This window comes from Streptomyces sp. NPDC047000 (assembly GCF_040644295.1).
GTDB lineage: Bacteria > Actinomycetota > Actinomycetes > Streptomycetales > Streptomycetaceae > Streptomyces.
Genome location: NZ_JBEYWE010000018.1, coordinates 120,421 through 132,039, shown reverse-complemented (window position 1 = coordinate 132,039; position 11,619 = coordinate 120,421). Strand labels below are relative to the sequence as shown.

Genomic DNA, 11,619 nt, shown 5'->3' with positions numbered 1-11,619 from the left:
GGTGCCCGCCCCGGGGGGCGCGGGGGCGGCGCCGCCCGGCCCCGGGGCCGCCGCCGCCCCGCCGCCGGGCCGGGACCCCGCGGGGTCCCGGCCCGGTGAGCGCTCGGGTCACGGATAGAGCGTGACCTTCGACGGGACGGTGTCGGTGCCCGAGGTGGGTGCGCCGGTGGTGTTGACGACATGGGCGTACTGGCCCTTGCCGCCGAGGGAGATCACCAGCAGGTCGTGCATCTTGATGCCGGACTTCACGGGCACCTGGAAGCCGTGGGCCTGCACGATCGACGGGTCGGACGTGTAGTTGCAGTAACTGCCCAGGCCCCACGCCTCGTGGGTGGTCACGGTGTCGGCGACCTTGTAGGCGGCCCAGCCGGTGATGCCGTCGTGGGTGATGGCGGCGGCGTTCGGGGCGTCGTACGCCTTCTCGTTCTGGAAGAAGATCGTCCGGCCGCGTTCGCCGCTCCACAGCACGTCGTACTTGTTGAAGTGCTCCACGAACAGACCGGTGGCGAGGACGTCGTCGCCGTTGACCTTGAGGCCGTAGTCGGCGCGGTTGGTGTCCCAGCCGACGCCGTCGCCGTGGTCGGCGCGCCACAGCCAGGTGTGGTCGATGACGACGTCGTCGCTGTTGACCACGACGGAGTTGGTGGCGAGGCCGGGGCCCGCGCCGCCGATCCGCACGAAGACGTCCTGCATGGTGGTCGGGTCGGCGGAGTGGTCGGCGCTCGCGCCGGCCGGGCCGATCTGGAGCAGGGTGTCGGAGTTGGCGGCTCCGGCGTCGATGAGGAAGCCGGCCAGCCGTACGCCGTCGACGTCCGCGACGTGCATCGCGTCCACGCCGCCGTCCGGGACCAGGGTGGCGAGGCCGAGGCCGAGCACCACGGTGTCGGGCCGGGTCACCTCGATGGTGCGGTCCAGGTGGTAGACGCCGGGGGTGAACAGCAGGTTGAGACCCTGGGCGAGCGCGGCGTTGATGGTGGTGGCGGTAGCGCCGGGCCTGACGACGTAGAACTGGCTGAGCGGGAGCGAGGTGCCGGCGTTCGCGGGCCAGGAGACGCCGCGCGCGTCGGTGCGCTTGGCGGGCACGAACACCTTGTAGTCGCTGCCGTCCAGGTAGAGGAACGGCTTCTCGCGGGAGACCGGGGTGGTGTCGAGCGTGGTGTACGGGCCGCTGTCGAAGTTGGTGGCGGGGGCGCCCTGGACACCGGTGAACGTCATGTTCCACACGCCGTTGGTCCAGCCGCCGACGGAGCTGTCGCGGGTGTACCACTGCTGCTGGGAGTACGGGCCGACGGTGCCGTCGATCTTCGAGTCGGCGATGTAGCCGCCGGAGGCCCAGCCGTAGCCGGCGGGTGCGAGGTTGAGTCCGCCGGTGACGTGGATCCGGCGGAACGGCGCGGCCTGGGCGACGGCCCAGCGGTCGGTGCCGCTGACCGGGTTCAGGGAGAGGTTCTCCGCCGAACGCCAGAAGTTCTGCGTGGCGTTGCCGTTGAACCAGCCCGCGTCGACGGTGATGTCACCGTTGATCCGGACGTCGTCGGGGTTCATGCCGAGTCCGGAGATCGAGGTGTAGAAGCCGAGTTGGGCGTTGATGTTGTTGTACGTGCCCGGCTTGAGCAGGAACTGGTAGCGGCCGGAGCCGAACTGGGCCGATTCCTGCTGGGCGAAGACGTCGTCGAACTTCTGCTGGAGGTTCGCCGTCGAGGGGTCCACGACGATGACGTTCGGGCCGAGGTCGCCGCCGCCCTGGACGGGTCCGGTGGTGGTGGTCCCGGTGTGCACCGCGACCTCCCAGAGCGAGTAGCCGTAGACGGTGCCGCGGGCGGTGCCGTTGATCCGCAGATAGCGGCCGGAGCCGGAGACGTCGTAGGAGGCGGTGCCGCCGGTCGCGCCGGTGACGCTCTTCAGCGTGCTCCAGGTGCTGCCGTCGGAGGAGGACTGGATCTGGAAGTCCTTGCCGTACGCGGCCTCCCAGTTCAGGTCCACGCCGCACAGGTCCTTGACGGAGCCGAGGTCGACCTGGACCCACTGCGGGTCGGACGCCTGGCTGGACCAGCGGGTGCCGCTGTCGCCGTCGAAGGCGGCGGAGGCCGGGGTGCCGGCGTTCTCGGTGGAGGAGGCGGTCGCCGGGCGGCCCTTGGCGGCATCGGCCGGGTCGCAGGAGGCGGGGGTGGAGCCGGTGGTGCCGAAGACCTGGAACTCCCAGAGGGAATAGCCCCATTGGGTGGCGCGGTGCACGCCCTGCAGCCGGACGTAGCGGCCCTGCCCGGAGACGTCCAGGGTGTCGGTGCCGCCGTCGCCGCCGGTGACGGTCTTCGCGTCGTTCCAGGTGCTGCCGTCCGCCGACAGCTGGATCTTGTAGTCCTTGCCGTACGCGGTCTCCCAGTCGAGGACCACCTGGGTGACGGTGGCGGTGGCGCCGAGGTCGACCTGGAGCCACTGGTCGTCGCTCGCGGCGGACGACCAGCGCGTCGCGGTGTCGCCGTCCACGGCGGCGGAGGCCGGGGTGCCGGCGTTCTCGGTCGACGACGCGGTGGCCTGTCTGCCCTGCGACAGCGGCGAGGCGGCCGCGGTGGCGGCGTGTTGTGCGGGGAGCGTGACCAGGGCCGCCGTCGCGGCGAACGCGACGCCCAGGTGTCTGAGTCTCATGCCATGTGTCCCTGCGGGTTGTGGGGTGGCGTGCGGGAACATGAACCGGCCGGATCCCCGGCTTAGTTCACACCTTGATTTAACTGATAAGGACTTACGCCCGGCAAGTCCCGGGACACGCAATCTTCAGATGACCGACCGTCAGTTCTGTCATGCTCGCATCACGCTCTACGGCATCTCACGGTTCGTCCGGCTCATCCCGCTCGCACCCGTGTCCGGCTCACACCCGCATCCGTCACCCCAGGAGACCTCATGCGCAGACTCCTCGCCTGCCTGGCAGCGGCCGCCGCCGCCCTCGGCGGGCTCGTCGCCGGCGCCCCCGGCGCCGCCGCGGCCGACTCGGGCACGTTCAGCGTGCTCAGCTACAACGTGGCAGGGCTCCCCGAGGGCCTCTCCAGCGCCCCGACCCCCCGGGACACCGCGACCACCGCCCTCGGGGGGCGGCTCGGGCCGTACGACATCGTCCATGTCCAGGAGGACTTCAACTACCACGCCAACCTCTACGCGGCCGACTCCCACCCCTACCGCACCCCCACCAGCGGCGGAGCCGGAATCGGCAGCGGGCTCAACACGCTGTCGGACCTCCCGTACGACACCGACGACTTCGAGCGGGTGCACTGGAACGCGTGCCAGTACGACTCGGGTGACTGCCTGACGCCCAAGGGCTTCACGTTCATGCGGGAGCGGCTCGCCGAGGGCGTCTACGTGGACTTCTACAACGTGCACACCAACGCCGGTACCAGCGACGGCGACCTGGCCGCCCGCGCCGACAACCTCAGCCAGCTGAGCGGCTTCATCGCGACGCACTCCGCGGGCAACGCGGTCGTGGTGATGGGCGACACCAACACCCGCTACACCCGCACCGGCGACACCATCGCCGGGTTCGCCGCGGCCAACGGCCTGACGGACGCCTGGGTACGGCTCGTCCGGGGCGGCAGCGCGCCCGCCCAGGGCAGCGACGCGCTGGTCTGCGACGAGAGCGCGGTCACCAACGCCTGCGAGGTCGTCGACAAGGTCCTCTACCGCGGCAGCAGACTCGTCTCACTGAACGCCACGTACTACAACAACGAGCACGCGAAGTTCCTCACGGACGACGGTCTCATGCTCTCCGACCACGACCCGGTCACCGTCGACCTCGCCTGGTCGCGCAACCCCGCCTTCCAGTTCAGCGACCAGTTCGGCGGCCCGCACGGCGACTACTTCGACGACATCGACAGCGTCCCCGACGGCGCCCGGGTCACCGCCGTCTCGCTGCGCGGCGGGGCCCGCGTCGACCAGCTGGGCCTGACCCTGGCGAACGGCACCGTGCTCACCCACGGCGGGACCGGCGGCACGGCGGCGTCCCTGACGCTGGCGAGCGGCGAGTACCTGACGTCCGTACGGCTGTGCGAGGGGGTGAAGGACGGCCACACCCGGATCTTCTACGCCGGTTTCACGACCAGTCTGGGGCGCGGCCTCGCCGGCGGCACCGCGACGTCCGACTGCGTCACCCGCACCGCCCCGTCGGGGTGGCAGCTCGCCGGATTCCACGGGCGGGCCGGGGACGAGGTCGACAAGATCGGTCTCATCTACACCCGGCGCTGACCCGTCACTGCTCGGGGCCGCCGAGCCCGGCGCGGTCCAGGCCCCGGTGGTTGTTCTCGGTCAGCCAGCGGCCCAGCAGCTGCCGTTCGTTCCGGGTGCGTGCCCTCGCCTCCGAGGGGCTTCCGGGGGTGAGGGCCGCGAGCGCCCGGTTGGCGGCCCACAGACGCAGCTGGCTCACGGTGACCCGGTCGAGCTCGCCCTTGTCCCGCCAGCGGGCCTCGGCCTTGTCGTGCCGGGGCCGGAACTCCGCGAAGAACTCGTCGACGAGGCCGTGCGCCAGCGACTCGGTGGGTGTCATGGCGGCCTCCTCCGCTCGGTTTCCCTCCACCCTGCGCCCGGCCGCCGGACGGGAACAGGGCCGACCGGTCCCGGCACCGGACCCCGCCCGGGGCACATCCGGCGGCCCTGTCGCCACCGTGCTCCGGGTACGTCCGGCGGCGGGACCACGGGCCGCGGTACGCACGGACGGTCCTGTTCCGCACGGTCCCGCGCAGTGCGGGGCCGTGCGGAACAGGACCGTGGAGGGGCTCCCAAAGGCTCGTCAGTCCGTGCCGGACTCCAGCGCCGCGTGGTCCAGGAACTCGTCGCCCTCGGTGACCTCGCCGCGGGAGGCGATCGCCTCGGCGCCGCCCTCGGCCATCGAGCCGATCAGCCCGGTCGAGGCGGCCTGCGCCGCACCGATGAGACGCGGGTCGGGGCTGCCGCCGACCATGCCGAGCCGCGCGTACTGCTCCAGCTTGGCGCGGGAGTCGGCGATGTCGAGGTTGCGCATGGTCAGCTGGCCGATGCGGTCGACGGGGCCGAAGGCGGAGTCCTCGGTGCGCTCCATGGAGAGCTTGTCCGGGTGGTAGCTGAACGCCGGGCCGGTGGTGTCCATGATCGAGTAGTCGTCGCCGCGGCGCAGCCGCAGGGTGACCTCGCCGGTGACCGCGGAGCCCACCCAGCGCTGCAGCGCCTCACGGAGCATCAGCGACTGCGGGTCCAGCCAGCGGCCCTCGTAGAGCAGCCGGCCGAGGCGGCGGCCGTCGGTGTGGTAGCTGGCGAGGGTGTCCTCGTTGTGGATGGCGTTGACGAGCCGCTCGTACGCCGCGTGCAGCAGCGCCATGCCGGGGGCCTCGTAGATGCCGCGGCTCTTGGCCTCGATGACCCGGTTCTCGATCTGGTCGCACATGCCCATGCCGTGCCGGCCGCCGATGGCGTTGGCCTCCAGGACCAGGTCGACGGCGGAGGCGAACTCCTTGCCGTCGATGGTCACCGGGCGGCCCTGCTCGAAGCCGATGGTGACGTCCTCGGTGGCGATCTCGACCTCGGGGTCCCAGAACCGGACGCCCATGATCGGGTCCACGATCTCGATGCCGGCGTCGAGGTGCTCCAGCGACTTGGCCTCGTGGGTGGCGCCCCAGATGTTGGCGTCGGTGGAGTACGCCTTCTCGGTGCTGTGCCGGTAGGGCAGGTCACGGGCGGTGAGCCACTCGGACATCTCGTGGCGGCCGCCGAGCTCGCCCACGAAGTCGGCGTCCAGCCACGGCTTGTAGATCCTGAGGGCGGGGTTGGCGAGCAGACCGTAGCGGTAGAACCGCTCGATGTCGTTGCCCTTGTAGGTGGAACCGTCGCCCCAGATCAGGACCTGGTCGTCGAGCATCGCGCGCACCAGCAGGGTGCCGGTGACGGCGCGGCCGAGCGGGGTGGTGTTGAAGTACGTCCGGCCGCCGGAGCGGATGTGGAACGCGCCGCAGGCGATGGCCGCGAACCCCTCCTCCACCAGCGCCGCCCGGCAGTCGACGAGCCGCGCGATCTCGGCGCCGTACACCTGGGCGCGGCCGGGCACGGAGGCGATGTCGGGTTCGTCGTACTGGCCCAGATCAGCCGTGTAGGTGCAGGGGACCGCACCCTTCTCGCGCATCCACGCGACAGCAACCGACGTGTCGAGTCCGCCGGAGAAGGCGATTCCGACGCGTTCGCCGACAGGGAGGGAGGTAAGCACCTTGGACATGGGTTAAGTATATGCAGACCACTGCATGGTCATGCAAGCGCGGTACGTCACACACCCCCGCACCGGGTGAACGCGCGGGGGTCCCGCCCGTGACGGCGGACGCGCGGCGACGGCGTGAGGGCGAGGGAACGGGGGACCTGCGGCAGGGCCCCTCGGAACGGTGCGCGGGACCTACGGCCCTCCCGGCCGCCGTGCCGCTCGGGTTGACTGTGGGCACGGCGCCGCGATGCGATCCACCCCGGCGCCCGCCCGTTGCCGGGCCCGGCCGTACGAGGGCCGGGACCCGGCACCGCAGCATCGCGCAGGCCCCGTACCGATCCCTCGGTGCGGGGCCTGTCCGTGCGCGGGGTCAGGCCGCCGCGGGTCCGGGGCGGTGGGCGGCGTCCTTCGTGACGGTGACCCGGTGGGGTGCGATCGTCTCTCCGGCGGGGCGTGCCCGCGGGGCGTCGGCGCCGAGGATGCCGTAGACCACCGAGCCGTCCACGGTCTCCTCCCTGAGCAGCAGCCGGGTCAGCCGGTCGAGGTGCGCGCGGTGCCCGGTGAGCAGGTCGACGGCCCGGCGTTCCGCCTCGCGCAGCAGCCGGGCCACCTCCGCGTCGATGGCGGCCTGGGTGGCCTCGGCGAAGGGGCGGCTGCTCATGGCGGCCCCGCCGCCGCCCAGGAAGACCGACCCGCCCTGCGGATACCCGACCGGGCCGAGGGCCGGGGAGAGGCCGAACTCGCGGACCATCCTGGTGGCCAGCTCCGTCGCACCGGCGAGGTCGTTGGCGGCGCCCGTGGAGCCCTGGCCGAGCACGACGAGTTCCGCCGCCCGCCCGCCGAGCCGTACCGCCAGGGTCTGGACGAGGTGGTCCTCGCCGTACAGATGCCGTTCGACCAGCGGGAGCTGCTCGGTGGCGCCGAGGGCCTGTCCGGCGGGCAGGATGGTGACCTTGGCGACCGGGTCCGCGCTCGGGGAGAGCGCGGCGACCAGGGCGTGCCCGGCCTCATGGACGGCGACGGCCTCCTTCTCGGCGGGCAGCAGCACGTTGGAGCCCTCGCGGCGGCCCAGCAGGATCCGGTCGCGGGCGGCGCCGAAGTCGGCCGCGGTGAGCACCTCGCGGTCCTCGCGCACGGCGAAGATGGCGGCCTCGTTGGCGAGGTTGGCGAGGTCCGCGCCGGAGAAGCCGGGGGTGCCGCGGGCCACGACGGCCAGGTCGGTGCCGGCGTCGAGGCGTTTGTCCTTGCAGTGCACGGCGAGGATCGCGGCGCGTTCGGCGAGCGTGGGCAGCGGGATGGTCACCTGGCGGTCGAAGCGGCCCGGGCGCAGCAGGGCGGGGTCGAGGACCTCGGGCCGGTTGGTGGCGGCCAGCACCACGATGCCTTCGGCCGCCTCGAAGCCGTCCATCTCGGAGAGCAGCTGGTTGAGGGTCTGCTCGCGTTCGTCGTTGGAGACGATCTGCCCGGCGGCGGCGCGCCGGCCGCCGAGCGCGTCGATCTCGTCGACGAAGACGATGGCGGGTGCCCGTTTGCGGGCCTCGGCGAACAGGTCCCGGACCCGGGCGGCGCCGACACCGACGTACATCTCGACGAAACTGGACCCGGCCACGGACAGGAACGGCACCTCGGCCTCGCCGGCCACCGCACGGGCGAGCAGGGTCTTGCCGGTGCCGGGCGGGCCGACCATCAGCACACCGCGCGGCGCCATGGCCCCGGCCCTGCGGTAGCGCTCGGGGCGCCGCAGGAAGTCGACGACCTCGGCGATCTCCGCCTTGGCGCCCTCGTACCCGGCGACGTCGGCGAAGGTGGTCTCCGGGCGCTCGGCGTCGAAGACCTTCGCCCTGGCCTTGCCGACCCCGCCGAGCATGCCCTGCACCGGGCCCGCGGCGCCCCGGGACAGTCTGCGCCAGAACCAGACGATCACCAGGAACGGCGCGAGCAGCAGGATCCAGGAGATCAGCTGGGAGCCGGCGGAGGGCGAGGTGGAGGGCGGCGTGGCGGACACGGTCACCTTGTGCCGCTCCAGGCGGTTGAGCAGCTGGTCGCCGGCGAGCTGGACGGGGACGACGGTGGTGAAGCCGTCGCCGTTCCTGAAGGTGCCGGTGACGTTCCCGTCGGACTTGATGGTGACGGCCTTGACCCTGCCGCCGTCGACGTCGGTGAGGAACGTCGAGTAGGTGACGCCGGTCCTGGCCGTCTCGTTGAAGTGGGTCCCGGGCAGCACGATCCACAGTCCGGCGGCGAGGATCAGCGCCAGCGGCCAGAGCCAGTGCCGCCAGGCGGGCGGGGGCGGCGGCGCGGTCGGGACCGGCCGGTCGCCCGGGGGCGGTGACGTGGCCTTCTTGCTCATGCGGACTCCGAACGGTGCGGAGGGACGCGGCGCGCGCTGCCGCTTCCACCGTCACCACCGGCCGCGGGTGTCCGGTAGGGGCCGGTCGTCCTCCTGCCGGGGCCACCCGGCCCGCCCGGCCCGCCGGTGTCCCTCCCGGACACCGCGGTGGTCGAGCGAACGGGGTCCGCCCCGATGCGGATGGTGGGCGGGCCCCGTTCCCCGGCCCCATTCTGCGGACGGCGGCATACCGGGTACACGGGTGAACGGCGCCGTCAGGAGTGCGCCGCGCACCCCCCGGGCGCGACGGGCGCACGGGGTGTGAAGGGTCGCGGGGGCGGGGCCGTCACGATACGACCGCACACCGGTACGCCACCGGCCGCGCCCCGCGCGCACCGTCCCGGCGGCACGGCGCCCGCCGTTTCGTGCACCCGGACCGTGTCCCGCGCGCGCCGGGCGGGGATACTGGGAAGCTGATCCTCTTCCCTCCGGCAGATCGGCTCATGGCGAACTCCCCTCTCGACCCCACGCACAGCACGGGCCACCCCACCGGCCACCCTGCGGACCCTCACACCGGCCCCGACACCAGCCCCAGGACGATCTGGCTGACGCGCGGCCGCCACATCGGGCCGCCCGGCCCCTCGGTCGAGGACGTCCTGCGGGACAACCTCCGGCGGCTCACGGAAAGCGGTGTCCTCGACGGTTTCGCCGAGCCCGGTCCGGACGGGGGCGGCCCCGTCCGGGTGTTCGAGGCACGCTGGCGGGTGCCCGGCGACGTCACGGTGCGGGCCCGGCTCACGCTCGCGCCGCCGGACGACCCGCTCGCCGGCCGGCCGTGGACCCTGGTCGCGGAGGCGGAACGGCTGTGGCGGCACGGGTGGCCGTCGCCCGCCACGATGTTCTGGCCGGACCCGGCCGTCTCCCCCGGCGCCGGCTGGGACCACCACCATGAGCTGCCCGAGCTGCGGTTCTGCGCGGTCAACCCGCTGCCCGAGGACGACAAGGAGATACGGCGGCTGTTCCGCGACTGCGCCCGGGACGGCTGGGGCATCCATGTCGTCGTCCACGAGGCGATGACCCCGGACGCGCGCGGACAGCGCCCGCTGACGGAGATGTTCCCGCCGGGACTGCGGCACCGGGTGGTCGAGCACCGCGCCGCCCCGCAGCAACTGCGTTCTCTCAACTGGGCGTTGCGTCCCCTGGATGTCGAGGTGCCGCGCGGCGGGGCGGTCGTGCTGCCCACGGTGCCGCCCCCGGCGGGCTACGAGAGCGCCGCGCACTCGGTGCGCAGCGTGTTCCTGGACGGCTCGGAACCGTTCGAACTCGTCACCGCGGTGGGCGGGTTCGCCGACCTGCCCCGACAGCTCCCGGACGACGCGGCGGCGGCACTGGCCGATCTGCGCCACCACTGGACGCTGCTGACCGTCGAGGAGGAACTGGCCCGGGAACGGCGGCTGGTGGCGATGTACGCCGACGCCCTGGAGGCCATGACCAAGTCCAGGGACCTGTACCGGGAGGCCGCCGAGCGGGCCGACGAGGCGCTGGCCGCCTACCGGGAGGCCGGGTTCACCCTGCCCGAGAAGGAGCCGCAGCGGCCCGAGGAGCCCCCGGCGTCACCGTTCCGGACGCTGACCCGCACGCTGGAACGGTTCCGCGGCTCCGCGCTGGGCCTCCGCCCGGGGACGGCTGCCGAGCAGCCGGGGGCGGCGGAACAGGTACCGGACGCGTCCGTCCCGCCCCCGGCTCCGGCGCCCCCTCCCGCCCCCGCTCCGCCCGCGTCCTCCCCCGGGCTTCCCGGCCAGGAACCGGACGCCGGGGCCTGACCGTCCCCGGTACCGCACCCCCCTCACCCCGCGCACGGTCCGCGATACGGCGGCCCGGAGCGGGAAGGCGGGGAGTGCGGGAAGGAGGCGGGGACGGCCCCGCACATCCCTCGGACCACGGAGGTCGCATGGACGGCATGGACATCACCTGGACCGCGATCGTCGTGGCGGCCGTTCTGGCGGCGGTGCTGCTCGGCGTGGCCGTCCGGCTCCTGGTACGGCTGGTCCGCACCCGCCGGTCACTGGAGCGGGCGGGACTGCCGGCGGGGTCGCGCTGGGTGTTCTGGGGCGCGGTCGTCTACCTGGTCCTGCCCACCGACCTGCTGCCCGACCCGGTCTACCTGGACGACATCGGTGTGCTGCTGCTCGCCCTGCGGAGCATGCGGGCCGCCCTCCCGGCGGGAAGCCCGGACATCGTGCCGTCCGCGGTACGGCGGCGGACGGAGAAGTCCCCGGGCACCGGCCGGCACCCGTGATGATCGCTCCTCGGCCAAACCCGCTCCCGATCTCTCAGACGGCAGACAGGGGTCGTTGAATACGCATACTTTTCCGTCATGTCTCGCGGTACGTACACAAAAGCCGCACAGAAGTACCACCATGTGACAGGTCGGATGTGGGTGACCCCGCCTGAGGGGGGTGGCGGCGCCCACGCCGGGGTGGGGTCGGTCCGTGGCGGAGCGATGCCCGCCCGCCCTGGGGAGGGACTTCACCGCATGAAGCGGACCATACGCACGACCCTGTGCCCGGCCGGCGCGCTGCTCGCCTCGCCGGCCCTGCCGGCCGGTGCGGCCCACGCCGACGACGCCACGCCCCGTACCGGCTCACGGGTCCCGGCCGCCGGCGACGGCGGACCGGCCACGGCCGGGATCGCCGCCGGCCCGAGGACGTCCGGCACGCCGTACACCGGGATCGGCCTCGGGCCGGTGGCGGGGCCGCGGTACCCGGTCGCCCCCGGGGCGAACCCGCGGACGAAGGACACCGGCACCGGACTCCGGCGCCGCGGTGCCCGGCAGGCCGCGCCGGACGCCGGTCAGGTGACCGCCCACCGGATCGGCTCCGCGGCGCCCGTCGGGGCCCCGGCGGGCCTGTCGGTCCCGGCGACCGTGCCGTCGTCGGCGGCCGGCGCGGCGGTGCCGGCCGCGACCGCGGGGACCGCCCGCGAGGTGCCGTACGCCCCGCGGAGCTGACCGCTCCGCCACCCCGCACGGATCCGGGCCGCCCCTTTGCGGCCGGGACCGGAAGCCTCCCCACTAACTCGGCGGTGG

At 73.3% G+C, this 11,619-nt stretch carries 8 protein-coding genes; 4 read left to right on the top strand and 4 right to left on the bottom strand.

Annotated features, from left to right (window positions below; genetic code table 11):
- Positions 1-108 precede the first annotated feature (108 nt).
- A complete protein-coding gene (locus ABZ862_RS25810) occupies positions 109-2,646 on the bottom strand; it encodes a discoidin domain-containing protein (protein ID WP_360962341.1) in 2,538 nt (845 codons plus the stop codon).
- 252 nt (positions 2,647-2,898) lie between these two features.
- Between ABZ862_RS25810 and ABZ862_RS25805 the strand changes: the two genes are divergently transcribed.
- A complete protein-coding gene (locus tag ABZ862_RS25805; protein ID WP_360962338.1) occupies positions 2,899-4,230 on the top strand; it encodes a jacalin-like lectin in 1,332 nt (443 codons plus the stop codon).
- A 4-nt stretch (positions 4,231-4,234) separates the two neighbouring features.
- Here the strand turns inward: ABZ862_RS25805 and ABZ862_RS25800 are convergent, their stop codons facing one another.
- The 3 genes from ABZ862_RS25800 to ftsH all read right to left on the bottom strand — a co-directional run bounded on the left by ABZ862_RS25800 (position 4,235) and on the right by ftsH (position 8,552).
- Entirely contained in the window at positions 4,235-4,528 is a 294-nt protein-coding gene (locus ABZ862_RS25800) for a hypothetical protein (protein ID WP_360962335.1), read from the bottom strand.
- A 243-nt stretch (positions 4,529-4,771) separates the two neighbouring features.
- Positions 4,772-6,223: an argininosuccinate synthase gene (gene argG, locus ABZ862_RS25795; protein ID WP_360962332.1), complete on the bottom strand. Its 1,452-nt coding sequence runs from the start codon at positions 6,221-6,223 to the stop codon at positions 4,772-4,774.
- Positions 6,224-6,572: 349 nt separating this feature from the next.
- Positions 6,573-8,552, bottom strand: a complete 1,980-nt coding sequence (gene ftsH, locus ABZ862_RS25790) for an ATP-dependent zinc metalloprotease FtsH (protein WP_360962329.1) — start codon at positions 8,550-8,552, stop codon at positions 6,573-6,575.
- Between the two features lie 578 nt (positions 8,553-9,130).
- On the opposite strand from ftsH, the gene ABZ862_RS25785 reads away from it, so the two are divergent.
- The 3 genes from ABZ862_RS25785 (at position 9,131) to ABZ862_RS25775 (ending at position 11,541) form a co-directional block, all read left to right on the top strand.
- Positions 9,131-10,354, top strand: coding sequence for a hypothetical protein (locus tag ABZ862_RS25785; RefSeq protein ID WP_360962466.1), 1,224 nt, complete (start codon positions 9,131-9,133; stop codon positions 10,352-10,354).
- 137 nt (positions 10,355-10,491) lie between these two features.
- Positions 10,492-10,830 carry a YkvA family protein gene (locus ABZ862_RS25780; RefSeq protein WP_360962464.1) on the top strand — a complete coding sequence of 113 codons (339 nt, stop codon included), beginning with the start codon at positions 10,492-10,494 and terminating at the stop codon, positions 10,828-10,830.
- Between the two features lie 237 nt (positions 10,831-11,067).
- On the top strand, positions 11,068-11,541 hold the full coding sequence (locus tag ABZ862_RS25775; RefSeq protein ID WP_360962326.1) for a hypothetical protein: 474 nt from the start codon (positions 11,068-11,070) through the stop codon (positions 11,539-11,541).
- Positions 11,542-11,619: the final 78 nt, after the last annotated feature.

Coding starts and splice junctions, on each gene's coding strand:
- ABZ862_RS25810 (WP_360962341.1), bottom strand. CDS start 2,646: ATGAGACTCAGACACCTGGGCGTCGCGTTCGCCGCGACGGCGGCCCTG.
- ABZ862_RS25805 (WP_360962338.1), top strand. CDS start 2,899: ATGCGCAGACTCCTCGCCTGCCTGGCAGCGGCCGCCGCCGCCCTCGGC.
- ABZ862_RS25800 (WP_360962335.1), bottom strand. CDS start 4,528: ATGACACCCACCGAGTCGCTGGCGCACGGCCTCGTCGACGAGTTCTTC.
- argG (WP_360962332.1), bottom strand. CDS start 6,223: ATGTCCAAGGTGCTTACCTCCCTCCCTGTCGGCGAACGCGTCGGAATC.
- ftsH (WP_360962329.1), bottom strand. CDS start 8,552: ATGAGCAAGAAGGCCACGTCACCGCCCCCGGGCGACCGGCCGGTCCCG.
- ABZ862_RS25780 (WP_360962464.1), top strand. CDS start 10,492: ATGGACATCACCTGGACCGCGATCGTCGTGGCGGCCGTTCTGGCGGCG.
- ABZ862_RS25775 (WP_360962326.1), top strand. CDS start 11,068: ATGAAGCGGACCATACGCACGACCCTGTGCCCGGCCGGCGCGCTGCTC.